Source organism: Vibrio sp. MarTm2 (assembly GCF_027587055.1).
GTDB classification, from domain to species: domain Bacteria; phylum Pseudomonadota; class Gammaproteobacteria; order Enterobacterales; family Vibrionaceae; genus Vibrio; species Vibrio sinaloensis_D.
Map to the genome: position 1 here is coordinate 18,142 of NZ_JAPPTK010000003.1, position 26,858 is coordinate 44,999.

Annotated in this window: 25 protein-coding genes; 12 read left to right on the forward strand and 13 right to left on the reverse strand. The window is 46.6% G+C overall.

Annotated features, from left to right (window positions below; genetic code table 11):
- Positions 1-38 precede the first annotated feature (38 nt).
- Complete coding sequence (locus OH458_RS07655) at positions 39-287, forward strand: Lpp/OprI family alanine-zipper lipoprotein (protein ID WP_005470243.1); 249 nt, start codon at positions 39-41, stop codon at positions 285-287.
- A 65-nt stretch (positions 288-352) separates the two neighbouring features.
- On the opposite strand, the gene OH458_RS07660 is transcribed toward OH458_RS07655, so the two are convergent.
- From OH458_RS07660 to OH458_RS07675, 4 genes are read right to left on the reverse strand one after another with little or no spacing between them, the layout of a single operon-like run.
- Positions 353-1,258: a L,D-transpeptidase family protein gene (locus OH458_RS07660; RefSeq protein ID WP_269977860.1), complete on the reverse strand. Its 906-nt coding sequence runs from the start codon at positions 1,256-1,258 to the stop codon at positions 353-355.
- Complete coding sequence (phrB, locus tag OH458_RS07665; protein ID WP_269977861.1) at positions 1,248-2,672, reverse strand: deoxyribodipyrimidine photo-lyase; 1,425 nt, start codon at positions 2,670-2,672, stop codon at positions 1,248-1,250. Before phrB ends, OH458_RS07660 begins: the two co-directional genes overlap by 11 nt.
- Positions 2,669-3,472 carry a MerR family transcriptional regulator gene (locus tag OH458_RS07670; protein ID WP_269977862.1) on the reverse strand — a complete coding sequence of 268 codons (804 nt, stop codon included), beginning with the start codon at positions 3,470-3,472 and terminating at the stop codon, positions 2,669-2,671. Before OH458_RS07670 ends, phrB begins: the two co-directional genes overlap by 4 nt.
- Positions 3,462-4,412, reverse strand: a complete 951-nt coding sequence (locus tag OH458_RS07675) for a YbgA family protein (RefSeq protein WP_269978265.1) — start codon at positions 4,410-4,412, stop codon at positions 3,462-3,464. Before OH458_RS07675 ends, OH458_RS07670 begins: the two co-directional genes overlap by 11 nt.
- 344 nt (positions 4,413-4,756) lie before the next feature.
- On the opposite strand from OH458_RS07675, the gene deoD reads away from it, so the two are divergent.
- The 4 genes from deoD (at position 4,757) to OH458_RS07695 (ending at position 10,173) form a co-directional block, all read left to right on the forward strand.
- The gene (deoD, locus tag OH458_RS07680) at positions 4,757-5,467 is read left to right on the forward strand and encodes a purine-nucleoside phosphorylase (RefSeq protein ID WP_005470284.1); all 711 of its coding nucleotides are present in this window, start codon (positions 4,757-4,759) and stop codon (positions 5,465-5,467) included.
- A 61-nt stretch (positions 5,468-5,528) separates the two neighbouring features.
- Positions 5,529-6,998 carry a lactate dehydrogenase gene (locus tag OH458_RS07685; protein ID WP_269977863.1) on the forward strand — a complete coding sequence of 490 codons (1,470 nt, stop codon included), beginning with the start codon at positions 5,529-5,531 and terminating at the stop codon, positions 6,996-6,998.
- Positions 6,999-7,124: 126 nt separating this feature from the next.
- Positions 7,125-8,612, forward strand: coding sequence for a hypothetical protein (locus OH458_RS07690; RefSeq protein ID WP_269977864.1), 1,488 nt, complete (start codon positions 7,125-7,127; stop codon positions 8,610-8,612).
- Entirely contained in the window at positions 8,593-10,173 is a 1,581-nt protein-coding gene (locus tag OH458_RS07695; protein WP_269977865.1) for a diguanylate cyclase, read from the forward strand. The genes OH458_RS07690 and OH458_RS07695 overlap by 20 nt, the downstream gene beginning before the upstream one ends.
- Positions 10,174-10,179: 6 nt before the next feature.
- Here OH458_RS07695 and OH458_RS07700 read toward each other — a convergent pair whose 3' ends face one another.
- On the reverse strand, positions 10,180-11,070 hold the full coding sequence (locus tag OH458_RS07700) for a DMT family transporter (RefSeq protein WP_269977866.1): 891 nt from the start codon (positions 11,068-11,070) through the stop codon (positions 10,180-10,182).
- Positions 11,071-11,210: 140 nt separating this feature from the next.
- Here OH458_RS07700 and OH458_RS07705 point away from each other — a divergent pair, with 140 nt between their 5' ends.
- The 5 genes from OH458_RS07705 to OH458_RS07725 all read left to right on the forward strand — a co-directional run bounded on the left by OH458_RS07705 (position 11,211) and on the right by OH458_RS07725 (position 16,085).
- Positions 11,211-11,600, forward strand: a complete 390-nt coding sequence (locus OH458_RS07705; RefSeq protein WP_038135257.1) for a DUF3302 domain-containing protein — start codon at positions 11,211-11,213, stop codon at positions 11,598-11,600.
- Positions 11,600-12,730: an HlyD family secretion protein gene (locus OH458_RS07710; protein WP_005470154.1), complete on the forward strand. Its 1,131-nt coding sequence runs from the start codon at positions 11,600-11,602 to the stop codon at positions 12,728-12,730. Before OH458_RS07705 ends, OH458_RS07710 begins: the two co-directional genes overlap by 1 nt.
- Before the next feature lie 275 nt (positions 12,731-13,005).
- Positions 13,006-13,554, forward strand: coding sequence for an ECF-type riboflavin transporter substrate-binding protein (locus tag OH458_RS07715; protein WP_005470168.1), 549 nt, complete (start codon positions 13,006-13,008; stop codon positions 13,552-13,554).
- 6 nt (positions 13,555-13,560) lie between these two features.
- The gene (locus tag OH458_RS07720; protein WP_269977867.1) at positions 13,561-15,249 is read left to right on the forward strand and encodes an ABC transporter ATP-binding protein; all 1,689 of its coding nucleotides are present in this window, start codon (positions 13,561-13,563) and stop codon (positions 15,247-15,249) included.
- Complete coding sequence (locus OH458_RS07725) at positions 15,246-16,085, forward strand: energy-coupling factor transporter transmembrane component T family protein (protein WP_005470016.1); 840 nt, start codon at positions 15,246-15,248, stop codon at positions 16,083-16,085. The genes OH458_RS07720 and OH458_RS07725 overlap by 4 nt, the downstream gene beginning before the upstream one ends.
- Before the next feature lie 34 nt (positions 16,086-16,119).
- On the opposite strand, the gene OH458_RS07730 is transcribed toward OH458_RS07725, so the two are convergent.
- The gene (locus tag OH458_RS07730; RefSeq protein ID WP_269977868.1) at positions 16,120-16,470 is read right to left on the reverse strand and encodes a GlpM family protein; all 351 of its coding nucleotides are present in this window, start codon (positions 16,468-16,470) and stop codon (positions 16,120-16,122) included.
- A 6-nt stretch (positions 16,471-16,476) separates the two neighbouring features.
- Positions 16,477-16,833, reverse strand: a complete 357-nt coding sequence (locus OH458_RS07735) for a hypothetical protein (protein ID WP_005470273.1) — start codon at positions 16,831-16,833, stop codon at positions 16,477-16,479.
- A gap of 304 nt (positions 16,834-17,137) precedes the next feature.
- Between OH458_RS07735 and OH458_RS07740 the strand changes: the two genes are divergently transcribed.
- Positions 17,138-18,571 carry a methyl-accepting chemotaxis protein gene (locus OH458_RS07740; RefSeq protein WP_269977869.1) on the forward strand — a complete coding sequence of 478 codons (1,434 nt, stop codon included), beginning with the start codon at positions 17,138-17,140 and terminating at the stop codon, positions 18,569-18,571.
- 34 nt (positions 18,572-18,605) lie between these two features.
- Here OH458_RS07740 and OH458_RS07745 read toward each other — a convergent pair whose 3' ends face one another.
- Positions 18,606-19,370, reverse strand: coding sequence for a ferredoxin--NADP reductase (locus OH458_RS07745; RefSeq protein WP_269977870.1), 765 nt, complete (start codon positions 19,368-19,370; stop codon positions 18,606-18,608).
- A gap of 207 nt (positions 19,371-19,577) precedes the next feature.
- Here OH458_RS07745 and OH458_RS07750 point away from each other — a divergent pair, with 207 nt between their 5' ends.
- Positions 19,578-20,282, forward strand: a complete 705-nt coding sequence (locus OH458_RS07750) for a DUF445 domain-containing protein (RefSeq protein WP_269977871.1) — start codon at positions 19,578-19,580, stop codon at positions 20,280-20,282.
- A gap of 57 nt (positions 20,283-20,339) precedes the next feature.
- On the opposite strand, the gene OH458_RS07755 is transcribed toward OH458_RS07750, so the two are convergent.
- The 5 genes from OH458_RS07755 to putA form a co-directional block, all read right to left on the reverse strand.
- Positions 20,340-20,816 (reverse strand): Lrp/AsnC family transcriptional regulator, encoded by a 477-nt coding sequence (locus tag OH458_RS07755; RefSeq protein ID WP_005470058.1) that lies wholly within the window; start codon positions 20,814-20,816, stop codon positions 20,340-20,342.
- Between the two features lie 118 nt (positions 20,817-20,934).
- Positions 20,935-21,165, reverse strand: coding sequence for a hypothetical protein (locus OH458_RS07760; protein ID WP_038135274.1), 231 nt, complete (start codon positions 21,163-21,165; stop codon positions 20,935-20,937).
- 174 nt (positions 21,166-21,339) lie between these two features.
- Complete coding sequence (putP, locus tag OH458_RS07765) at positions 21,340-22,827, reverse strand: sodium/proline symporter PutP (RefSeq protein WP_269977872.1); 1,488 nt, start codon at positions 22,825-22,827, stop codon at positions 21,340-21,342.
- Between the two features lie 90 nt (positions 22,828-22,917).
- Positions 22,918-23,616, reverse strand: coding sequence for a 1-pyrroline-5-carboxylate dehydrogenase (locus OH458_RS07770; protein WP_269977873.1), 699 nt, complete (start codon positions 23,614-23,616; stop codon positions 22,918-22,920).
- A 20-nt stretch (positions 23,617-23,636) separates the two neighbouring features.
- Positions 23,637-26,756 carry a bifunctional proline dehydrogenase/L-glutamate gamma-semialdehyde dehydrogenase PutA gene (gene putA / locus OH458_RS07775; protein ID WP_269977874.1) on the reverse strand — a complete coding sequence of 1,040 codons (3,120 nt, stop codon included), beginning with the start codon at positions 26,754-26,756 and terminating at the stop codon, positions 23,637-23,639.
- Positions 26,757-26,858: the final 102 nt, after the last annotated feature.

Here is a 26,858-nt window from a genome sequence, read left to right on the forward strand (position 1 = left end):
ACGACTTTATTGATACATATATTTCAAGGAGTTCGATTATGAACAAAATGTTGATCGCAGCTGCAGCGTCTTCTGTACTTCTACTAGCTGGTTGTGCTTCTGGTCCAGATGCAGCAACAACCGCTAAGATGGATGAGCTAAGCAACCAAGTTAGCCAACTAAGCCAAGACGTTCAAGCACTTCAATCTGAAGTTCGTAAGTCTGGCGACGCTGCAATGTCTGCACAAGAAGAAGCGTCACGCGCTAACGAGCGTATCGACAACATTGCTCAGTCTTACACTAAGTAATTACGTCTTCTTAAAGAAAGGGTCTGCAAATGCAGACCCTTTCTTTTTTCTGTGTAGAGACTAAGTTAATTGACAAACGTCGGAGCAACAATCTCTACAGGCACACCATTCTGCGCCAAGATTGCGGCCCTAGCCTTCACGTCGGAATGTTCAAACTCTTCCAACCACCAGCCTAGCTCAAGCGGCATTTCTAAGCTCTTTTTGGAACCATCACTTCTGGTCAGAGGCTCATGGGCTTCAATAAACACACTGCGATCGGGTTCAAGCGATATCTTAATAGGTTCATTAATCACCCGCACTTTCTCTCCCAGCGAGACTTTGGGAAACAACCAGTCGATATCTTTCGGCTCCATCCGAATACAACCTGAACTTACGCGCAGGCCAATACCGAAATCTTTGTTGGTGCCATGAATCAGATAATCACCCGCGCCATAAGCGAGACGAAGTGCGTATTCACCGAGTGGGTTTTCAGGTCCTGCGGGAACCACAGCAGGGAGTTCTATTCCTTTCGCTAAATACTCTTTGCGAATAGACAAAGGTGGCGTCCACGTTGGGTTAGGACGCTTCTGGCTGATCGTGGTTGACATTTCAGGCGTATCGCGCCCGACTCGGCCAATCCCTACAGGAAAAATGTGCACCAGACCAGAGTCAGGCTCGAAGTAATACAGCCTTAGCTCAGCTAGATTTATGACGACCCCTTCACGTTCAACTTGCGGCAAAATGATTTGCGTCGGAATCGTCAATACGTAACCGGCTTTAGGCAGAAACGGATCAACGCCTTTATTTGCCGCCATCAATGAGAGAAAGCCAACATCATATTGCTTGGCAATTTCCGCCAAGGTTTCGCCTTCATCAACTTGGTGGTACTGAGTTCGCCCGACAATGTTGCTCCCTTCTGGAGGTAGCGGGTAGCTAGCCGCGAATACTTGCGAGGCAAAACAACAACCCAGTGCAACGAGTTTACGTAGCATCCATGAAATCCTTAGCATTTTTATAGTTGGCTAAGGTTATCTCTCTTTGAGCCTTGTGATCAACTATTGGCGAAGGATATGACACGCCTTTTGCATTGACCCACTTGCTTGGTTGATGAATATACTTATCAGGTACATTCTTAAGCTCAGGGACCCAGTGGCGAACAAAGTCACCCTTCGGATCGAACCGCTCCCCTTGTGTGGTTGGATTGAATATTCGGAAATAGGGCTGACCATCGCAACCCGTTGATGCACACCACTGCCACCCTCCGTTATTGGCTGAGTATTCTCCATCGATCAGTTTACTCATAAAGTAATCCTCACCAATCCGCCAATCCACTTGCAGATCTTTAATAAGAAAACTGGCAGCGATCATTCTTAATCGATTGTGCATCCACCCCGTTTGGTTTAACTGGCGCATTGCCGCATCGACAATGGGGTAACCCGTCATACCTTCCTTCCAAGCCTGAATGCGCTTCTCATCATTCTGCCATGTGAGGTGTCTCCCCCAAGGAAGGAAACTCTCTCCGCGACTCAGCTTTGGCTCAAAATAGATAAGATGCTGATAAAACTCTCGCCAAATAAGCTCGCTCAACCAAGTTTGTCGTCCTTCACTCAATGGAGGCATTTGCTCATAAAGTAGCCTTGCCATACATTGCCTGACAGACAATGCACCAATCGCTAAATAAGGAGACAATCGGCTGGTCCCCTCAATAGAGGGGAAATCACGGTCTGCTTGATAATCGTCACTGCGTTCATTGACAAACGCTCGTAACAACTCAAGGATCTGTGCTGTTTTTGCGGGGTAAGCATCACTACACTCCGTCGGGTAGCTGAACGTCATATCATGTTGCAATATGTCTTGTGGTCGCAGCTCTCGGCCATGCTCTACCGCGCTTTTTGCTGGCTGAACGTGCACAGGGTATTGCTCAAGTTTCTGTAAGTAGGCACGTTTATAAGGAGTAAAGACTTTAAAGTAGTGTCCCTGCTTGTTTACGACACTGCCTGGCGCAAAGTGGCACTTGTCGTCATAGCGATGCAGCGGCACTCCCAGTTCAGAGAGTTTACTCTCAGCCTTATCGTCGCGACTCACTTCGTTAAGCTCGTACTCTTTATTGACGTGGACATTGGTCACACCATATTGCTTAACCCAACTTAACACCACATCGACACTGCTCGCATAATCCGGAGCTTCGGAATAGATTAGGGGAATGTTCAACTCAAAAAGCTCGCTCTTGAGTTCGACAAGCCGCCTTTTGATTAAATCCGCTTGAATTGGCGCCATTTTATGCTCACGCCAACTATCAGGCGTTGCCACAAATGCGGCGATTACCGGTTCTCTGCTCTCAATCGCCGCGTTCAGTGCCGTATTGTCGATTGTGCGCAAATCGCGCCTCAGCCATACAATTCTCATCTATATTCCTCGTAAGCGGCTAGCACGTCGGACAAGAAAAACTGACCGGAAAACCCGCCTCTCACACTATCAATACCACCAATCTGCTGCTCAGTGAGCGGACGTGGGCTATAGAGCGCTATCGAATCAAATTGCGTATCAAATTCTGCCCGAACTAGACCTGACACATCATCAACGCCATCTAGCAGCGTCATGTTCCATCCATCATCAGATAATTTTGCCGCCCACAAACGACTCTCGATGTCTCGACTTGGATCAAAGTTGATGAACAGGCACTTGCCTCGATGCGATGCTTTGTTTTCTGCTTCAATAATGGTTTCTAACTTTGCGATTAGCAGACCATTAAACAGTGCGGTTTGTAGTACTTGTTGGTTACGCTTTACTAAAGAGAGCGATTCGTAGATCGGCTTCACGAACTGTTGAATGACCGCAGGCAATGGATACTCTTTTAGCACCGTATTAATGGTCGATTCGACCCGCTTTTTATTGAGTATGGCAAGAGCAGCGGTGACCTTATCCACTTCTTCTAGGTGTTGGTCAATGGCTACCCCTTGATCCTCGACTAGGGATTCTGAGTCTAACAACGCTTTTACCTTGCCAATAGAGACACCCTTGTCCAACCAGGCTTGAATAGACTGAATACGAATGATGTCTTCTTCTCTATATAAACGATGGCCCTTTTCAGTTCTTATCGGTTTAATCAGGTTGTATCGACGCTGCCATGCTCGCAAAGTGACGGGCTTTACACCAGTCAACTCTGAGACTTCTCTAATGGCATACTGTTTTTCATTACAATCCATAACGTAAACGTAACTCCTGCGGATATGGGTCAAAATATTTTTGTTGTTGCAAATAACTGTCCGGATGGGTCGCTAAATAGTGTTTAATCAGCGTCAGTGGTGCCAATAACGGTATCAGACCAACACGATAGTCATCGATCACTTGGCAAAGCTCCGCTTTCTTTTCTTTATCTAGGTCTCTCTTGAAGTAACCCTGCAAGTGCATTAGAACATTGGTATTGTTCTTTCGGCTTGCTCTGTGAGCCATCGCTTTCATCAACCCTTCTCGATACAACTTGAAGAATTCCTCAAGATCGTAGTCAGAAATATTGGCAACCAACTGGCCGAGTTTCTTATAAGATTCTGGGTGATGAGCCATGAGCGTTAACTTATAGCGAGAGTGGAAGGCCACAATCGCTCCACGTGTTAGGTTATGGCCTACAGACTGGTAGTAGTCATGCAGTGTGTATATGCGAGTAATGAAGTTCTCTTTCAATACAGGATCATTTAGACGGCCGTCTTCTTCTACTGGTAACCACGGCATTTTTTCCATCAAAGTTTTGGTGTACAAGCCAATGCCTTCTTTCGCAGCACTGTTCTTGCTATAAACCTTCACACGCTCCATGCCACACGTTGGCGATTTAGCACAGACGATGTAACCACAAAGCTCTTGATCAACAAGCTCAGCAACCTTTTTCTCAGAATAATCGATCATGGCTTCAGTGTGCTTGTTGTCGGGATTTTTGGTTTCAACAAGTTCGATTCGCTCTTCATTCGACACCAAGCGAATAGTTGGTCTTGGAACCGGCATTCCCATACCGACTTCTGGGCAAATCGGCATAAAATTGAAGTAGGGCGCCAACTCTTTGGTGACGAATTTACTGAGCTTATGCCCTGAGTCGAAACGCACGTTTTCGCCTAGCACACATGAACTGATACCGATATTGATTACATTACTCATCATACTGTCCTCTCAAAGGTGTACAAATTTTTTGTTTGTATAATTATTAGCACAATTTTCTCATGTTATACAAAAATTATTTTTGTACACACAGATGAACGATACGATTAATTGCCTCAATAAGTTCACTTTAAATAAGCAATCGTTTTTCCGAATCGATTGCATTACCACTTTCAACACAAAACGTTATCAATGGCTTTTTTCACTTAGAGTTTGGGTGCTTTTGTGACATACATCTCACGGCTCGAGCGCTTATCTAGCTAGTATTGCCTCAACAGATAAAACAGAATCAACAAAATTGGTAATCAGGAAACTGAATAATCAATAACTTTGGAGTATCAACTATGGCAACCCCACACATTAACGCTCAACCAGGTGATTTTGCAGAAACAGTACTTATGCCGGGTGACCCGCTACGCGCTAAATACATTGCAGAAACGTTCCTAGAAGACGTGAAGCAAGTATGTGACGTACGTAACATGTTTGGTTTTACAGGTACTTATAAAGGTAAGAAAGTATCAGTAATGGGCCACGGTATGGGTATCCCATCATGCTGTATCTACGTTCACGAGCTAATCGCTGAATACGGCGTTAAAAACGTTATCCGTGTAGGTAGCTGTGGCGCAGTACGTGACGACGTAAACCTAATGGACGTTGTGATCGGTATGGGTGCATCTACTGACTCTAAAGTTAACCGTATCCGTTTCAACAACCACGACTTCGCAGCAATCGCTGATTACGGCCTACTAGAAGAAGCGGTAAACCAAGCTCGCGCTCAAGAAGTGCCAGTAAAAGTGGGTAACGTATTCTCGGCAGACCTTTTCTACACACCTGAAGCTGACATCTTCGAGAAGATGGAAAAACTAGGCATTCTAGGTGTAGATATGGAAGCTGCTGGCATCTACGGTGTTGCTGCAGACCTAGGTGCAAAAGCACTAACGATTCTAACTGTTTCTGACCACATCATCCGTGGCGAAAAACTTAGCTCAGAAGAGCGTCAAAAATCGTTCAATGACATGATGAAAGTGGCGCTAGAGACAGCAATCAACATCTAATTCGATTTACTTTGCCGCCAGGTGTCTGCTTGGTGGCCCGAATAATCCCGAGGGGGAGATAGTGACAACTGGCAAACTGCCACAGGAAGCAGAAGGTTTACAGCTCAACTTTTGTAAAACATTGGCGTGTGACAACTTTGGATTGAGTGATGCATATCGTTACGTTGTGCAACATGCGAACCCTAAACGACCTGCGATGGTTTGTCGGGAGTGCGGTGCTTTCCCCCCCTTACTTAACAACCAAGAAGTTCTCAACGAGCTTCACCGCTTACGTCATCTTCATAGCGATGGGCTTCCAGCCTGCCGCAACGATGATTGCGAAAACTTTGGCTTATCAGTCCATACTCACAAGCACCTTTATCATGCGTTTGGTTACAGCGGTGACCGCCAACGCTATCGCTGCAAGTGCTGTCAGACGACCTTCGTCGATAAATGGTCTGGAGCCAATAAAAAACTTCATTTCCAAGAAAACCTGCTTGGCTTGCTCTTTATGGGCTACTCTGTCCGCGAGATTTGCCGCAAATTAGAGATCAATCCAAAAACGTTTTATGACCACTTGGACCATATTGCAAGTCGTTGCCGACGCAAGTTGGCGATGTTCGACGCGAGATGGGTTAACCACGCACAATCCTATGAGTTTGCTTCCCACTACGTACAGTTGCAGCCTAAAAGCAACAATGGCGTCCTTTGGATGGCAACGGGCGAAGCCAACAGTGGCTATATATTGTGCCAACACGTCAATTACTCGGCTCAAGAAGAACCAAGTGGAAGCGTCGATCACGATCCGTATTCAACACCATCACGTTTTGTTTCACGCGATCACTCTTCAGAAGCCAACATGCCTGCACCCAGTCCCTCTCCGGTGCTGAAGGAACGTATAGACCAGCAATATCAAACCATTCTGGCACGTGGCAATGTTGAAGACCCAATGGGCAACTTGACGGTATTCAATTACCCGTCAAAAGGCGCGTTGATTCGACCTCCTTACACCTCGTACGCTCACTTTTTGCACGTTCTAGATATGTGCCAAGAAGAGAGCCGAGTCAGCATTTACTTGCCACAAGATCCTGTCCTTCGCTCGGCAGCGTTGAGCGTATTCTTGCCAAGAATTCAGCGCCAAAATATCGACTTGATGTACGTAGAGGAAGACAGCCAGTGGCAGACAGGCAGTGCAATCGACAAGATTGACATTGTCCATATGGGATGGTGGCGAGATCGCTGGGCAATCAGTTCGGTTGGTAGCAACTCAAAAGGAATTTGTTACCTTGCGGGTCAACAAAACGAACCTGAATACTGGTTGCAAAAGGCTTCAATTCGAAAAACGGCGTTCTACCAACAACGCTTTCAAACCCTATTCGAAAGTTTTATCAATGAGCCTCGCCGCAAACTTCGACCTGGTGGTCTACTACCAATGTTGGATATTTTCCGAGCATGGCACAATTTGTGCTACCAAGATAAGTGCGGTAACACGGCGGCGCAAAGTCTTGAGCTAACACAGTCTCCGCTGACATTAAGAGAGTTGCTTTCATAATTGTCATTAATGTGACGCGCCCCCGTAAACCGCCCGAGTTTTAGTACTTTTAGTAGAGTAAAGTAAACTGCTATTCTTATAATAAGTATGGCGTTTTAAGTATAGAAGCGGTAAGGGATTGATTCATTGGATAAAAGCCAACGACTACTAGAGACAGAGATAGATCAGCTTAAGGCGCGCATCGAAGCCGAGCCTGATAAGGTTCGAGCTATCGCGGAACAGTGCGCGGCGCGTTCTGCACAAATCCTCTACCCTGAAGGCGAAATTCAGTGCTTAGTGATCATGTCTCGCTGCGCATGGAATACCATGGACTACCGAAAAGGGATTCGGTACATCAAGGAAGCGCACAGCAAGCTTAGCTCTCTAGACACCGACGATCTCCTGCCTGAAATTCTTCACATTCACGCACTCCACTACTGGGGACAAGCCAAGTATTACTCTGCGCAGCAATATTGGATTAACGCGCTAGAGCAATCAGCTTTGGTCGACGAAACAGAGATTCAACTGGAAGCATTGATTGGCCTTGGCAACGTGTGGCGTATTACCAACGAATACCAGTTGGCCAAGACCACTCATGAGCTTGCGGTTACTGTCGCGAACAATGCCCGAATAAGCTGGTTAGAGGGTAAAGCCCGTATCTTGCTTGCTTGGGACCACTATCTACTCAATAACTATGTCGAGATGCTGTCGGTACTTGATGGCGCCGCTGAAGCGCTAAAAGATTACCATGATAATACGTGGCAAGCGGAAATTTGGGATTTTCGAGGCCTTGCGTTGCTTGGTTTGGAGCGATTGGAAGACGCTGAGGAAGCGACCAACAAAGCGCACTCCCTAGCGGTTAAGCACGATTTAGTTTGGATGAAAGCGCACTCTTACATCAGCCGTGCTCGCCTAGAGCTATTGCGTAAACACCCACAAAAAGCCTCAGAGTTATTGAAAAATGCGGAGCAATCTGCGACATCATTTGACAACGGAGAACTGTTGTCTCAGATCTGTTTTCAACAATCAAGAGTGGCAGAAGAATGCGGCGAGCACAAAATCGCCCTGCAAGCGTTCAAAAAATACCGTAAACACTCGACCGATATGCTACGCGAACAGACCGCTCGCGTAAGCAACGACAAAGCGCGCGCTTCCAAACGTCAACTTGAGCAACGTGCTCGTAAACTGATCAACCGAATTCGTGGCCAGCATGAATACGATCCAGAAAAACACCTCAGCCAGATGGTGTCTGAAATTTATTGGTGGGAACAACTGGTTCTGTTCAAGACTGAGCTAAAGCGCTCAAACCATGCCGTCATTATGATTCAACACTCTGACTCTGGATACTTAGACGTATGTGCGGAACTGGCTCACTCTCTGTGTAACAAACAAGACCTGCTCTCACGCTTGAGCAGTGAAAGACTTGGGCTTTTGTTGGCAGACAAAGGCGATGAAGCGCTGAATGTTTTCCATGTACTAGCCAAAATGATCGAAATCTACCCTTGGCATCGCAAAGGACTCCACAAGCCTCTGCCCAAAGTTGTCTTCCAAGACATACTCACCTTCCCATTCACCCTAGAACAATTAGAAGAAAACCAGCGACAGGAAGAGCAAAATGGAAGTATTACTGAATAAAATTTCCGACTCTGGTTTAGATGCGTCTTCGGTGGTTGGTGAAGAAGCGTTAATTTTCTGGAGCCACGTTCGCCAACATGTCGCCTCGACGCCTCAAGAAAAAGCCCAGTGCTTAATCATAAGCGCTGAGTTTCGCAGTGAACTAAAGCAACCTCTCACCAGTATCGAAGAGTTGAGAGAAGCGCTTAATCTGCTTACATTGCCTCAAGATGCGGAATTGATCCTCGAGGTAAAAAACAGCTTAGCGGATCGCCTCGTTGAAGGCGGAGACTACAGCGGCGCGCTTCATGAATACATCACAGCCTCCACCATCGCTGTAGATAACAGCTTTATCGATGAATATGCCCTAGCCGTACTGGGAATGGGTAATCTCTGTGACGCGTACGGCGATCATAATCGCGCCCTTCGCTATTACCAAAAGATTGATAGCATAGACCACGCGATAAGTAGCCGCTCACTTCGCCTTAGATACAAGCTCTACATGCTTGCCTGTTACATTGAGCTTAATCGCTACACAGCGGCACAAGATTTAATTAAAGAGTGTGAAGAACTCAGTATCCTCGTTAGCGATAAAGTATTGGCAGGGCAAATCTTACTCTATCAAGCAAAGTTATATCGCCAAGAGAAGCGAACCGATCTCGCGATGTCGTGTCTATCCAATGTTCAATACGCATCGGGTAACATTCATTCGGTGTGGTTATCCAACATGACGCGCTTAGAACTTGCCTACTGTCTAAATGAGGCAGGAAAATCGCATTGGGCCAACATGATTCTTGAAGCGGCGCATAAGAGAATCAAACAACACGCGTCACCGATATTAAATCTTCAGCTTTGCAACTCACTGGGTGAGATTTGCGAGCAACAAGGCGACTACGTGCGCGCGCTCGATTATCAAAAACGAGCATTTCGCATCGAAAGTGATTTGATGAAGCAAATCCCGATCGGTGAACTCGGTGCTAGCCAATTACGTAGGCTTTCTCGTTTCGAACTGCAGCTCAAGCTCATCTTATCCGAGATTGAAAATCGCGAACTCAAAGAGACAACAGAAAGCCAGAAACACACCGTGGCTCAGTTGCAACAAGACGTGTTTACCGACCCATTAACCAAACTGCATAACCGACGTTGGCTCGACGTGAAGCTGAAAGACTTACTGCTTCACGACGTGCCGTTTGCTTTGATGGTGATAGACATTGACCACTTTAAATCGATCAACGATGAGCTTAGCCACTTGGTTGGCGACAAAGCGATCGTAAACGTTTCAGCCGAGCTAGCGGCGTACTTCAAGTTCCGCGGTGCCTCATGTGTTCGATTTGGTGGTGAGGAATTTTTGGTCATTATTGAACGCTGCACACTAGAACAAGCCGAAATGCATGCTGAAACCTACCGCGAGCGCATTTTCAGTTTTGGCTGGGGAGATATTCTCGGTGAGCGCGGGCTAACCGTGAGTGTCGGTATCACTTTGCATCGCGAAGGTGAAAACACACAACGTACCTTCTACCGTGCAGACAAAGCGCTCTACCGAGCAAAAGCCAACGGTCGCAACCAAGTCTGCACCGAGTAAACACCGCTACTGAACAAAAAACAGCGAGATTCCGATTATCGCCGCCAGAGTGCCGAAAACGCTCTGGCGGGTCACCCTTCTTCCTTTAAACAGATAGATAAGCAACATAAACAGCGGACTGGTTGCGATTAATGTTTGAGCCACTGCCGGATTGGCATGTTTTAGCGCTATCTGCTGCAACCACAACGCTAAAAACGTGCCCACGAAAATAGCCGCGAGAAGCCAGATAAAAGCGGGCTGTGATAACGAGCGCAAATGACGTTTAGTCTCTTCAAATGGCGACTTTTCAATAAATCCAATGACCAGTACCACGGCTAATACACCGACAGATAACCGAATCAAGGCGCCAAGCAATGGGGGAAGATCCCCAGCAACCAAGGCATAGTGCGAAATAACAACACCCGATGCCTGACATACACTGGCTAGTAATCCAAACATTACCCCTGTCATGCTAATTGATTGACTTTGCTCTTCGGGCTGAAAAATGACAAATGTCACCGCAACCGTTGTAACAATGACACCGAGCCAACTCTGAAACGTTAAGACAGACCCCAATACCAGTAAAGCTAAGACACCCGACAACGGCGGGGCAAGCGATTCCAATAACAACGTCTTATTCGCACCAATTCGTTTTAACGAAGCAAAATAAGCGCTATCACCAATAGCGATACCTATCACGCCGGAAATGGCCAATATCAACAAATGAGACATGTCAGGCTTTACGATGTTAACCGAGGTAATCGGTAGCGCAATCAACATCATTATTGACGCGATCGTTCCCTTTAGGATGTTCAATTGCAGAGCGGTAAATCGGTGACTAAACTGGCTGTAGATCCACGTTGCTAACGCCCATACCACCGCTGCAGCGAGCGCTGCTACCTCTCCTTGGTATGCCATATCACCCCACATAATTGTTAAAATAGTTAATTGAGAAGTGTAACCAAAAAATCTCTAATTTGTTGTTTTTATTTCTATACTTTATCTCATAACCACCGTACGATTTAACTTCCCATGATTTAAAAAACAAGGATGTAACTATGTTTTTAGATTACTTCGCATTGGGCCTTCTGGTCTTTGTCGCGTTGGTTATCTTTTACGGCATCATCGTTATTCATGACATTCCGTATGAAATAGCAAAAGATCGCGAACACCCTCATCAAGATGCGATTCACTATGCTGGCTGGGTTAGCCTATTTACCCTGCACGCTATCTGGCCATTCCTTTGGATTTGGGCAACGCTATGGCGAAAAGAGCGTGGCTGGGGATTCCAAAAACTGGAAGCGGAGCAGCATGATATTCACCATCGCGTCGATGCATTGATTGATCAGGTCAACCAACTACAAAAAGAAGTCGCCGAACTAAAAACCGAATCCAAACAGACCACAGCGCCTTCCAACCAGACTGATGGTCAAGAGGAGAAGCAGTAATGGATTTACTTTTAATTCTGACGTACGCCGCTCTGTGTATCACCATATTCAAAGTCTTTAATATCCCGCTGAACAAATGGACAGTCCCTACCGCAGTTCTTGGCGGCGTTGTCCTTATTGGTACACTCATTTTATTGATGAACTACAACCATCCGTTCACACAAACTGGTAATCAAGTCTTTTCTTCGACCCCTATCGTTTCAGGCGTAAGAGGAAAAGTAATCGAAGTACCCGTTCAGCCAAACCAACCACTCCAGCAGGGGGACGTTCTATTCAAGATTGATCCAATCCCTTATGAAGCGGAAGTGGCTAAGAAGAAGGCTCAAATTAAAGAGGCGAGTCAAGGCGCGCTTGGGCTCGAGTCGCAGCTCCAAGCAGCCAAAGCAGCAGAAGTGAAAGCGATAGCAGAGCGCGATAAGGCGCAGCGTGAATTTGATCGTTACCAACGAGGTTACGACAAAGGTGCATTTACCGAGCAACAACTCGATACACGCCGCCAAGCCTTCAAAGCCGCACAAGCTGCCGTTGAGTCAGCTCAAGCGGGCGTTGAACAAGCAGAACTCGCACTGGACTCTGAGATTGGTGGAGAAAACACCACTGTCGCTCGTCTATTAGCAGAGCTGCGCCAAGCGGAGTTTGACTTGGAGCAAACCGTGGTTCGTGCACCGACTGATGGCTTTGCTACCCAGCTTGCTTTGCGCCCTGGTGTAATGGCAGTACCTTTACCGCTCGCGCCTGTGATGACCTTCGTTCATACCGAAGATAAAATATACACAGCCGCCTTCAGGCAAAACTCGCTGCAACGATTAAAACCTGGCTATGAAGCCGAGTTTTTATTCCGCGCACTGCCAGGTAAGGTGTTTAAAGGTGAGGTAATCGACGTTCTTCCAGCCATTGGTGAAAGCCAGTTCCAGGCTCGTGGCTCACTTCTTGGAACAGAAGCCCTGCGCACCAGCGGCCGCGTATTTGTGACACTGAAGATCACTGATGACTTAACAGAGTACAATCTTCCGATGGGTACAGCGGTCGAAGTGGCGGTGTATTCCGATAAATTCACCCACGTTTCTATCATGAGGAAAGTACTGATTCGAATGAAGAGTTGGCAAAACTACCTCTACTTGGATCATTAATACTCACATAAAACAGGCCTCAATCGAGGCCTGTTTTTTTATATCAACCTCTATCCTCATCTACCAAGCGACCAACAACGGTTAGCCATCTAGATAGTTGGCTTTCCAAGTCATTTATCAACAGGTATAATTTGCGCCTTGCGCTCATGGGTGTACAAAAATCAACCAAACAAAGCACCTGTAGCTACGTTCTTTAAAGAGTTTATCACTGTTTCCTTGAGCAGCAGACACAGACTATCGCTGTTCTGAAATAGGCATCACACTAAGGGTTATCTATGAATCTTTCTGCAAAAACCGTTGTCGTTATTGCAATTGGCGCTGCGCTGTACGGAATTGGCGGCTTACCGATGTTCGGTATTCCTGTTTTTGCCAATACAACACTTAAACCGGCAATGGCGGTATTGGCACTTTTCTCTGTTCTGTTTGGTCCAATTGTTGGCTTCTTAGTGGGTTTCATCGGTCACTGGGTGACGGATTTGTTTGCAGGTTGGGGCGTTTGGATCACTTGGGTGTTAGGTTCTGGCATCGTGGGACTTATTTTGGGTTTCTATCCTGCGCTAACCAAACACCGCCTACAAAATGGCCACTTCAACCACAAAGACTTCGCGCTGTTTGTATTGCTCGCATTGGTTGGCAACGTGATCGGCTACGGCTGCTCGGCATTCCTTGACACCATTCTATACGCTGAACCATTCACCAAAGTTTTCACTCAGTTGACCATTATTGCTGCTGGTAACACAGTGTTAATTGCGGTTGTTGGCTACTTTATTCTCAAATCAGTCGCAAAACGCAACGCTCAAAGCCGCAACCTAACTGAGGCTTAATCATCAATGACTATTGAATTTTCTGACTTCTCTTTTAGATATGAGTCGCTGGACAAACCGACGCTTAAACATATCAATCTAAGGATAGAGAAAGGAGAGAAAATCGTCATTATCGGTCCAAGTGGTAGCGGAAAATCTACCCTTGGCCAATGCCTAAATGGGCTTATCCCCCACGCCATCAAAGGGGAAATAACGGGGCAACTGACCTTACATGGTCAGCAATGCGCCAAGCTCAAATTACACCAAATCACCGAGCAGATCGGCACTGTCTTGCAGGATACTGACAGCCAGTTTGTTGGGTTAAGTATCGGTGAAGATATTGCATTTGCACTCGAAAACCAGCAAGTTTCCAATGTTGATATGTATCCAATTGTCAAATCAACCGCCCGAATGGTTGAACTGGAAACGATGCTTGACCGCTCGCCGCAAGACCTGTCCGGAGGGCAGAAACAGCGAGTTTCGTTAGCGGGCATTTTGGTGGACGACGTCGACACGCTGCTATTTGATGAGCCACTAGCAGCGCTCGATCCAAAGACAGGTCGAAAAACAATTGAAATCATCGACCAGCTTCATCAAGAATCCGGCAAGACCATCATTATTATTGAGCACAGACTAGAAGACGTACTGCATCGCCCCGTTGACCGAATCATTCTGATGGAACAAGGGGAAATCATTGCCGATCTCACGCCTGATGAGATGCTTGCTTCGCCATTGCTGGCTGAGCATGGGATTCGTGAACCTCTTTACCTCTCTGCATTGAAAAGCGCGGGGTGCATCATACACGCAATAGATAAGCCCGCGAGTCTAAACCACTACCCCATAGACCAGTGCCAATCTCAGTTTCAGCAATGGCGCAGTAACGTCGTTTCTGAGAACAACAAGAGCGACAAACTACTTGAAGTTTCAAACCTCACCTACTCGTACGATGGCGAACGAAACGCACTGGAAGAGGTTAGTTTTTCTATTCGACGCGGTGAATTTGTCTCTATTTTAGGAAAAAATGGATCGGGTAAGTCGACCATCACCAAGTTGATCATGGGCGTGATTGCACCGGATGACGGAACCATTACATTCAATGGTGAAGCGCTGCAAGAGCTCTCTATCTTCGAGCGCAGCCAAAAAATTGGTGTTGTCATGCAAAACCCTAATCATATGATCTCTCACCATATGATTTTCGATGAGATCGCTTTTGGTCTGAGAAATAAGGGGCTAAACGAAGAGACAATCAAAGAAAAAGTACTCTCGATTCTCGAACTGTGCGGTTTAAGTAAGTATCGTAACTGGCCAATAGAAGCACTCAGCTACGGTCAGAAGAAACGGGTCACTATTGCATCCATTTTGGCATTAGAGCCAGAGCTTCTGATTCTAGACGAGCCCACTGCCGGCCAAGATTATCGCAACTACACCGCGATGCTTAACTTTATCCACAAACTCAATAGAGAGCTCGGGATAACGGTGATCATTATCTCTCATGACATGCATCTCGTTTTGGAGTACACGCAGCGATCCATTGTGATTTGTGATAGCAAGCTGATTGCTGACGCACCGATGACGCAAGTGTTTAGCCAACCTGAGTTACTCGATAAAGCGAACTTGACCACCACAAGCTTGTACGATCTGGCGGAAAAGTTAGGTATCGATGACAAGAATGGGTTTATGCGGCACTTCATACAACTTGAGAATCACGTCGCATGAAAACGTCTAAAATGAAATTTGGTATCAGCTATGTCGATACCAAATCCCCTCTGCATGCGCTTAATGGCATTACTAAATTTGCACTCTTTATCGCTTGGGTAACCGTTGTATTAACAACCTTTGATCTCCGGCTGATTGGCCTCATGATTTTGATTGGACTAGGGTTATTAAAAATGACTCGAGTGCCGCTCACCGTGTATAAACCGTTATTAATCGGAACGGCGAGCGTGCTGTCGCTCAATGCACTGTTTATGTTTTTGCTTGCGCCAAATCAGGGCTCCGAATATCTCGGCAGTACCACGCCACTGGTGACACTGCCTGGCCATTACTCATTAACGCAAGAAACCTTGTTCTATCTGATCACGGTCACTCTGAAGTACTTTAGTATGTTCCCGATTGCGTTAGTGTTTGTGTTTACCACCCACCCAACCGAGTTTGCCGCTAGCCTTAATCGTATTGGCGTGCCTTACAAAATCGCCTACGCGGTAAGCCTGACACTGCGCTACCTGCCAGAAGTGAAAAACGACTTCGTCAACATCATGCATGCACAGCAAGCTCGCGGGCTAGATATCTCAAAAAATACGCCTCTGTTTCAGCGCTTGCAAAACGTATCAAAAATTTTGGGGCCGTTAATTTTCTCGAGCTTAGACCGAGCAGAAGAGATTTCAAACGCCATGACGTTAAGAGGGTTTGGCCGTCACAACAAACGGACTTGGTACAGCTACCGCCCACTGCAGAAACAAGATATCGCTTGGTTACTCGTGATTGGGATAAGCGTTGTCGCAGCCATTGCGAAACGAATCACCGACACCGAACTTTTCTGGTATCCACTCTGATAAAAGGGCCTGACAGCAGTCAGGCCCTTTCACTTTATACAGGAGCCATTACGGTTTTCGTCCACACGAGCATCAATGTTGCTGCCGCCACTAGCCATACGAGTGTCGCACCACCTAATGTGGGAATTAAAGACCATCGGTAACTCAAGTAGTATACGGCGATTAGATAGCTTGCGTAAGGCAACAACGAGTAGAGACCAAAAAGCGCTGTTAACCTCAGCTCTTCCATATTGCGCTCGGAGCCGACAATAAAATGGGCGATCAAGGCAAACGTTGGAAATAGAGGCACAAGACCTGCGATGTAAAAGTTCTTACTTTTTGACAGCAGCGCAATCAACACGACAGCACCAGCGCCAAGCAAACTTTTGAAAAATAAAGAGACCATGGTGTGTCATGCTAGGTTGTTGAACAGTTCATCATCCGACATGTATTTATGCTTGCTGCCCAAATTACGTAGATGCATAAACATAAAATCAGGAAAGCCAGGGGCGAGTAAGTCATTTGGCTCCCAAACAATACCGCCGACGAATACGTATCGACCTTGCTTTTCTTCGCTGTGCAGGCTGTTGTTGATCTCTGTTGAGAACTCTGGACGAACCCCTTCGATAACGCAGACGATCTGCCCTTTTGCAACACCGACAACGCGCTTGACTAGGTTAGCCTTAAAACCGCACTTCCAAGCCTGCCGAGTCGCCATTTCGAACCCGTGTTTACGAACGTTCTTGTGAATATTGACCACCAGATTCATCTCAACGCACCACCTATCAACCCGTAATTCATTCCAGATTAGAGAGCAACAACAGATAAGGCGAGTGAAATGTTCCCAGTAATTCTCACTCGGTGAAAATAATCTTGTATTCACCACGAATACGCCGACGTAACTAGAATCAAAAACCCAACAAATGTCACATTTATAAAACAATGAAAACATCTCATTGCATTATTATTTGAGTAATATCGCATAAATCTGTCGAATTTATCGATAACTTTAATAACTTTAATGACTCATAAAAATTCGACTCCACTAGAGTCTGAATTGAGAGGAAAACACAATGAAAGAAGTCGATTTTAGGACCATAGATCGCCTGTTCATCAAGATGTCAATCAATGATAAATTCTGGGTGATACTTGGCCTGTTTCTCGTAAGCGTTTCATTCCTAGCGGGAGGACGGTACTTGGATACGATCAAGCAAGCAGAAACAAGCGAGGTACTAGCTGCCCAAGTTCGGTTGGATACTCTCGTTTCGACGTTGGAACAGAACCAGCTTACGACGGTTTCCGATATTTCGCGAGTCACATCGCGTCAAGAGTCGACCATCAGCAATGGCGTCATTTCGGTTTATCAAACCAGTCGAGACGGCAATCACTATGTATTGACTAGCCAAGTCAGCAATGCAGTTGCAGAAGCAAAAACGCAAGCCCTTACCACCTTTTTATTTAGCTATTTATGGACTTTGCCGTTTGCTCTTTTCTGTTACTGGGTATCTACCTTTATTGGCGGCGCACTATGGGTGCTGTTCACGACAACTCAACGTATCGGAGAAGGCGACTTAACCTCTCGCTTAGGCTTTCATCCAGGAAGGGATGAGTTCGGTACCATTGGCTGTGCACTCGACAAAGCTATGGACACACTCAGTGACTTAGTCAACAACGTCAACCAAAACACTCAAACGCTGACAGACACCTCTGCCTCTTTCGAACAAGATATGAAGCAAAGCGAACAACAAGTCCGTAGCCAATACGCTTCACTGGACTCGGTTGCTACCGCAATGGAAGAGATGACAGCGTCTGCAAGAGAAGTATCCAACATATCTCGCCAATCCACCGAACAGACCGAAAATGATTCGAAACACATTGAAGGTAGCCATAAACGCGTTCTGTCAGCCATCAAAGAGATTGATACGCTCTCTCAGTACATCGCTCAAACAGAGAACTCGGTAACGAGCCTAAATGATAACACGACACAAATTAATGAAGTCATCACGACGATCAACTCCATTTCTGAACAGACCAACCTACTCGCGTTGAATGCAGCCATTGAAGCCGCACGGGCAGGAGAGCAAGGTCGCGGCTTTGCCGTTGTCGCGGATGAGGTAAGAACGCTCGCAAGCCGCACTCAATCCGCCACCGTTGAAATCCAGTCCATGATCGAGAAGCTCCAGTCTGAAAGCCAAAACATTGCGACGATCACGTCTAAAACTGTCTCTCAGGCGCAAACAAGCAGCGATTTGATCGCCGCGATTGGTGAAGATGTTCAATCCATCGCACAGTCGGCGCAGTCATTGACAGAAATGAGTATTCAAATCTCAACCTCAGCGGAAGAACAAAGCGCAGTCGCCAATGATATCGCCGCAGAGCTGACCGACATCCGAACTCAGTCGAACGCCTTACGCACAGTGGCAGAGCAATCGTCTCAAGGGATAGAGAACTTAACTGCCACAGCCATATCGCTTTCGCAAATATTGAAACAGTACCGCACACAATAAACGAAAATCCCTGTCATACATGACAGGGATTTTTTTACCAATAGCGCTCATAAATGATCTGCCCACCTTTGGCTCGCCGATGTTTCTCGAGGCCAAAGCTTTTTAACACCTCGACAGACTCTTTAATCATATCTGGGTTGCCGCACAGCATCACAAAGCTCTCTTCTACGCTAAGATTGACGCCCGCTTGCTTTTGTAGTGTTTGGTTGGAGAGCAACTGCGGTATACGCCCATACAAAGCGCTGTCCAACTGTTCACGCGAAACAACGGGGACATACTGCAAGCGGCCATCATATTGCTCAATCAATGTTTCTATCAAGTAACGATAAACCAAATCTTTTTCTTGGCGGACGGCATGAACAAGCACAATGTGCTCGCAACCCGGTCTGACGTTAATATCATCTAGCAGCGAAAGAAAGGGACCGATACCCGTACCAGTAGCAAGCAGCCATAGGTTTTGAGTGTTTTTTGGAATCGAGCTTAGAGTTAAATCGCCATACGCTTTGTTACTCACGTAAATGGTGTCTCCTTCTCTCAGTTGCTGCAGTAAAGGAGATAAGGACCCTTCAGGATTTGCAACAATTAAAAACTCCATCATGTCACTGCTGTTTAAAGGAGCGTTAACAATCGAGTAAGGCCGCGCTACAAGTTGCTCGTCTTGGCTTAGTAGTGCCAACTTCACGTATTGACCCGCTTGAAATCGAACAGAAGCACCACCGAGTCGTAAACTGAACAACGAGCTTGTCCATTCAGTACGACGTTCAACATGGGCTTGAGAAAAACCATCGAGTGCTGCCATCACAGTTCCTCCAATTGGTTAACTATTTTTTAACTTACGCCCTGTCGTCTTAGTTGTAAAATCCCTTGTCTATCAAGTTATTGTTGATCACATTTATTTAACAAGGAGGCAACGTTAAAGGAGTTAGCCTCAAACTGTGATATTTAGCGTTCTACTCGGTTTGAGATATACTGCGCTCCATAAATCCACTCCATAACTAGATGTTTAATGAATAAGAGCTTACTCACCAACATTATTGCGTTAGCCCTACTTGCTGGAGGCTATCAAACCGATAATCAAATCGCCTTTTATGCGGGCCTTTTTGCTTTCTCAGGTGCCATTACTAACTGGTTAGCCATTCACATGCTGTTCGAAAAAGTACCGGGATTATATGGTTCGGGTGTGATTCCTTCGCGCTTTGAAGAGTTTAAAGCGGCCATCAAAAACTTGATGATGGAGCAGTTCTTTACCCAAGAGAATATCGATAAGTTTCTGAACAAAGAAATGGCTGGCGGTAAGTCGCTAAATCTTGAGCCTGTCATTGAAAAAATTGACTTCAACCCAACCTTCGACTCCCTTGTGGATGTGATCGCCAACTCTCAATTTGGTGGCATGATTGCTATGTTTGGCGGCGCTGAAGCACTCCAACCTCTAAAGCAACCTTTTGTCGAGAAAATGCAAGAGGCCATCGTCGACATGAGCCAGAGCGATACGATTAAAGAAGCGCTAAAGGAGCAGTTTGAGGCCCCCGCTATGATGGAAGAAATTCGCGGTAACGTTGAAAACATCATCGACCAACGCCTAAATGAACTAACGCCAAAATTGGTCAAAGAAATGGTGCAAAAGATGATCAAAGAACATCTTGGCTGGTTAGTGGTTTGGGGAGGCGTATTCGGCGGTGCGATCGGTGTCGTGTCGTCGTTCATCGCATAGTACTCTGCGCAAAAAAACAAAGGGAGGCTTGGTGCCTCCCTTTTCATTCCTAGTGAATCATAGCTTACTGATCAAATCCGCATTCACCCCAAAGCTGGTTTTGTGCTCTTCTATTACAACTTCACTGCGCGTTTGGATAACGCCAGGTAAAGTGCCAAGCTTTTTCGACATAAAGTATTGATACGCTTTCATATCTTTGACTCGAACTTTAATCATGGTATCGAAATCTCCAGACAACGAGTAACACTCTTCGATTTCAGGAATGTCAGACACCACATCAGCGAACTTTTCAAAGATAGAAAAACTGGTTTGATCGAGGCGGATATGGATGAACACTTGCACGTCTAAACCGAGCTTTTCAGGATTTAACTCAGCGTGGTAGCCTTTAATATAGCCTTCTTTTTCGAGACGTTTTACGCGGTCGGAGCAAGGAGAAGTGGTTAAGTTAACTTGCTTAGCTAACTCGACAATAGGTAGCCTGCCTTTGAGGTTTAGGGTACGTAGAATTTCACGATCAATTCTATCTAGGTCCATGTAACACTCTTATTATTGGTTATTATTCTGACCAATAATAAGCGAATAGCCCTCTACACACCTAGAGACAAATAGAATCTAAGCGTGATTTTGGTGATTAGGTCACTCACCCCAAAGTTTAGGCGGCTTTTACACCAGAAAAACCATCTGAGCTCACCACATCTGCTTGCGTGTTGCATACTCGACAAAAGCACTGCTTCTCCATCTTCATGTAGTGCGCACCTTGGAATACGGTTGCAAAAAAACAAGCCAGACTTTTTACCATTGATTGATGCTCTTCCTCACAACGCTTCATGACAATTTTATGCGCTGTCATTTTGTTGCAGCAATGGCAGTAAACCTGTGGCATTGGAACTCTCCCTGTATCTGGTGTGGTTATTGATAGTGGACATAGTTGTAAGGCCTTGGTTCCCTTTGCTCAAACTTTAGTGTGCAATTTGTGAAGCATGTTCAATTCCTGACCAACAAATAAAAAAGCCCCTGAAACTTTTCCGTTTCAGGGGCTTTTAACAGACCAGTACGATTAGTCTAATTCGACTAGCTGTTTCTCAAATTTTGCGTGCTGCGCTTTCACTGATTCTTCAGGTTCACCTGTCAGCATACTCACTACCACAATTGAAATCGTCGAGAAAATAATGCCCGGTACAATTTCGTAAACATCAAACCAACCGCCACTCAGCTGCTTCCATACTACGATAGTAATACCACCAACCAGAATCCCCGCCAACGCACCATTGCGGTTCATACGAGCCCAGTACAAGCTTAGAATTAACGCAGGGCCGAATGCCGCACCAAAGCCAGCCCATGCATAAGACACAAGACCAAGAACTGAGCTGTCTGGCGTCATTGCTAGCACAAGAGCAACAATAGAAATACCAATTACCGCAATACGGCCAACCATCACGATCTCTTCAGATGAAGCATCTTGCTTGAACACTTGCTTGTAGAAGTCTTCTGCAAGCGCAGACGAAGAAACCAATAGTTGTGAATCGGCTGTACTCATTACCGCCGCTAAAATTGCCGCCAGAAGAATGCCGGCAATCACAGGGTGGAACAGCGAGTTAACCAAAAGCATGAAGATCTTCTCACCATCATCAACCGTCACACCTGAGTTGTTCACGTAGATTAGACCAACAATACCAACGAGCATCGCACCAAGCATAGACAGCGCAGTCCAAATAACGGCAATACGACGAGCTGTCGTTAAATCTTTATTTGAGCGAGTGGCTTTGAAACGCGCTAAAATGTGTGGCTGACCAAAGTAACCAAGACCCCATGCAACTAGCGAAATGATCGCAATGGCAGAAAGTGGCTCACCTTTTGAGTCATTCCATAGTGTCAGTAGCTCTGGGTTGATGTTTTCTAGCTGACCACCAAGATCGCTAAACCCACCTTCCATTGCTGCAATAGGCACAATCAATAGTGCGGCAGACATTAACAAACCCTGAACTAAATCCGTCCAAGATACCGCAAGGAAGCCACCGAACAGGGTGTACGACACAACACACACGGTGCCAATTACAACCGCCGTCGTGTAATCCAAACCAAATACAGTTTCAAACAACTTACCACCAGCTACCAAGCCAGAACTTGTGTAGAAAAGGAAGAACAGAAGAATGAAGAAAGCAGAAATTACTTGAATCATCTTTGATTTGTCGTTGAAGCGGCGCGACAAGAACTCAGGCAAGGTCAACGCATCGGTTGTAATCGAGTATGTGCGCAGTCGCTTGGCATTAATCAACCAGTTGAGCCATGTACCTACAAGTAGACCACCCGCTAGCCAAAACGCTTCAATACCCGCTGCGTACGCATACCCTGGAAGCCCCAATAGCAGCCATCCACTCATGTCTGACGCCCCTGCGGAAAGCGCCGCAGGCCAAGGGCCAAGTGAGCGTCCACCCAAGAAGTAATCCGATGAGTTTTTCGTTCGTTGATACGCAATAACGCCTATTGCCAGCATCAAAATTAGATACGCAATAAACGTGGTCGTAATAGCAAAGCTATTTTCCATGTGATTTGTCCTCTTTTAAACGATCGCCTTCCCTAAACGCCCCAACCTGTAATTATCAAAATAGTCGTTGGGGCTATACACGGAAAAGGATTAGTGAGTGTCGCTACCAAGCTCAAGCAAGGTCGCGTTACCACCCACCGCTGTTATATTTATTGTGCGTGTGCGCTCGGTAATGAAACGCAACGAGAGATGTGGATCATGGGCAACGGGAGTTGCGTTGAGATCCGTTTCAGAAACTAAGCCAATGATGGCTCCTTCACGTTTCGCAAGTTGACGGTTGATACTAAGTTCAACTTCAACATTACCTACATAACCGACACTACGTACGTCAGACTCCAGCAGCTGATGATAGGCATCTAAAGAAGCAAACTGTACTAGGTTGGTAGGTAAAGAAGACTGCGTGTAAGCAGCTTCAAGGTCTTTGCAAAGCTCGGTATCATCACTACAAAAGATGACACTGTTGCCCGCAATGAGCGCCGCGGTCATTTGCGCAACCGCCGCATTTTTTGCTGGTTGCGTCGCATCACCTTGAATGATCAAAGCGACGCCACGTCCAGCAGTGTACAACTCGTTGGTTTCCCCAGTAGGGCCAATAAGTTGATGAGTTTCAGCAAGCAAAGTAGACGCTTGCTCGATATGAAAAGAGACCACAGCCCCAAGCAACGCTTGGTTATGCTGCAGCGACTGCTTAAAAGCAAGTAGGCACTCACTTTTTGAATCAAAATCGGTCAGATTCCAGTTTTCCCAAGCAGAAAAAGCATCAGAAAAACGAGTGACTTGATGAACCATAATTATTCTCCTGCCTGAACTTAAGAAAAGGTTGCTTGCGTGAAACGGAACAAGTAATGCGGACCACCCGCTTTTGGCCCCGTTCCTGACAACCCTTGGCCGCCGAATGGCTGAACACCAACAACTGCGCCGACTTGGTCGCGGTTGATGTAGCAGTTACCCACTCGGGCGTGCTTCTCAATCCAGCGATAAGTCGTCTCGTTACGGCTGTGGATACCCATCGTCAAACCAAATCCAGTGTGATTGATTTGCTCAACAACTTGCGCCAGCTCACTCGCTTTAAAGCGAACGATGTGCAAGATAGGACCAAATTGCTCCTCTTTCAGGCAAGCGATATCACGGATTTCAAAGGCACTCGGTGCGACAAAGTCGCCATGCTCATGCTCGTCTGAAAGCGCTAGCTGAGCGACTTTCTTTTCCGTTGATAGCATCAGTTCGATGTGCTTAGTCAACTTCGCTTTGGCCGTCGCGTCGATCACAGGGCCCACGTCTGTAGAGTGAAGGTAAGGCTTACCAACCGAAAGTTCCTGCATCGCACCTTGGATTAGGGCAACAATGCGATCCGCGATGTCCTCTTGAACATACAGAACACGAAGAGCACTACAACGTTGACCTGCCGATGCAAACGCAGAGCGAATCACGTCACGAACGACCTGTTCTGGTAGTGCCGTACTGTCGACGATCATCGCGTTCTGACCGCCAGTTTCAGCAATAAACGGAACTGGCGCAGCATCACGCTGGGCTAACGTTTGGTTAATGCGCTGAGCGGTTGCCGTTGAGCCAGTAAACGCCACACCAGCTATCGCAGGGTGAGAAGTAAGTGCAGAGCCAATCTCGGCGCCGCGGCCCGTCAATAGCTGAACAGTGCCCGCAGGGAATCCGGCGTCATGCATTAGCGCCACAGCACGAGCGGCAATCAGACTCGTTTGTTCCGCAGGCTTGGCAACGACAGTATTACCCGCGACTAACGCGGCCGTCACTTGGCCAAGGAAAATAGCCAGAGGGAAGTTCCAAGGGCTGATGCAGACAAACACACCGCGTCCTTGACGGGAAACTTGGCGAGTTTCACCATCAAAGCCTGTAATAGATAATGCAGCCAACGCGTCGACCTGTTTCGCGTAGTAGCGACAGAAATCCACCGCCTCACGAACTTCGTCGATGCTGTCATGAATGGTTTTTCCTGCTTCCTGATGACAAAGTGCCACCAACTCCGCGAGATGTTCCTCAAGCAAATCCGCCAGCTTCTCTAACTTTTCACCACGCTGTTGCGGCGACGTCGTTTGCCAACCTTCAAATGCAGCTTGTGCTCCTTCAATCGCTTCGGAAACATGATCAAGGTTTGCAAAGGCAACCTGACCAACTTCAATTCGGCGATCGTAAGGTGCTTTGACAAGCTCAACGTTGATGTTTTCCTTGATCATGCTTTCGGCATAATCATGACCATTAATGACTGGCGCCGCCTGCCATTGCTTATCTAGGAAGCGCTCGACTTCCGCTTCAAACGGTTTCGCTTCACTCTCAATATCAACGTTAACGCCGATTGAGTTCTTGCGCTCAGGGAAAACACCAGGGGGCAGTGGAATTTGCGTATTGTTTAGGGTATCGAATGCTTTTAGCATGTCCACAGGGTGTTGCGTTAACGACTCGACAGGACATCTTGCATCCACAAGACGATGAACAAAGGAGCTGTTGGCACCGTTTTCTAGCAGTCGGCGAACCAAGTAAGGCAGTAGATCTTTGTGGCTGCCCACAGGTGCATAGATACGGACTGACTGCTGGTAAGCTTCCATCGCATGGTTGTAGAGCGAATCGCCCATACCGTGTAGACGTTGGAACTCAAAATCTTTGTGATTAGCCATAACCGCAATTGACGTTACTGTCTGAGCGTTGTGGCTAGCAAATTGTGGGAAAATATTGCCACGTACATTGTCGCTTAAAAGAAACTTAGCACAGGCTAAATACGCCACGTCGGTCGCTTCTTTACGCGTGTATACCGGATAGTTTGCGTAACCTGCTTGCTGTGACCATTTGATCTCACTATCCCAGTAGGCACCTTTCACTAGACGAAGTGGAATTTGATCGCCCTGTTCTTTCGCCAGTCCGTTTAACCAGACTAACACCGGTAATGCACGTTTTGAGTACGCTTGAACCACCAAGCCAAACTTACCCCAGCCTTTGACCAGTTCGCTGCGATACACTTTCTCGAACAGTTTAAGAGATAACTCCAAACGATCCGCTTCTTCTGCGTCAATCGTGATTGCGACATCTAGCTCAACCGCTCGGCTAAGTAGTTGTTGTAACGTATCGTACAACTCAGTGAGAACACGCTCTTCATTTGCGACTTCATAACGCGGGTGCAGCGCAGAGAGCTTAATTGATACCGAAGGCGCAGGGCTTGTTTCAAGGCCGTACTTGTCGCGACCAACGGCTTCGATGGCCATTAAGTAGTCTTTGAAGTACTTATTCGCATCAGCGGTCGTCAATGCCGCTTCACCGAGCATGTCGTATGAGTAGGTAAAACCTCGATCGCGATTCGAACGTCCATTTTTCTGCGCTTCTGCAATGCTGCGACCAAGAACAAACTGATGTCCCATCACTTTCATGGCTTGATGCATTGCTTTGCGAATCACGGGCTCAGACATTTTGTTGACTAGGCGGTTAACCGCACTCACCGGGCTTTGAGCTTCATCCTCAGAAAGCCCAACCACTTTACCGGTTAGCATCAGACCCCAAGTCGAGGCATTCACAAAGACCGAATCTGAATTCTTCAGGTGTGATTTCCAGTCCGCCACTGTCAGCTTGTCGCGAATCAACGCATCCGCCGTAGCTGAATCTGGAATGCGCATTAAGGCTTCTGCCAGACACATCAACAAAATGCCTTCCTGAGTATCAAGACTGTATTCAAGCAGCAGTGCGTCTATCATTTGAATCGACTTTTTATCAGCACGAATCGCTTCAATCAACTCAGTGGTTTTTTGGGTAATTTGCGCTTTTTCAGCGTCAGTTGGCATCGCCAAAGGCAACAGTTGTTCTAGCCATTGTGATTCGTCCACCATATAAAGTGGCGAGATCAGTGACCAAAGCTTCTCAAGCGGCTGCTCGACAAACTCAGTGTTCAACACATCAGTTGCTGTAAACATGCGTTTTCCTCAATCTCACACCTGACAATCGATCAGGTTTCCTACAATGGCATGCAGTGTATTTTGAGCGTGAGAGGAATACTTGTCAAAAACTCCGAGCTT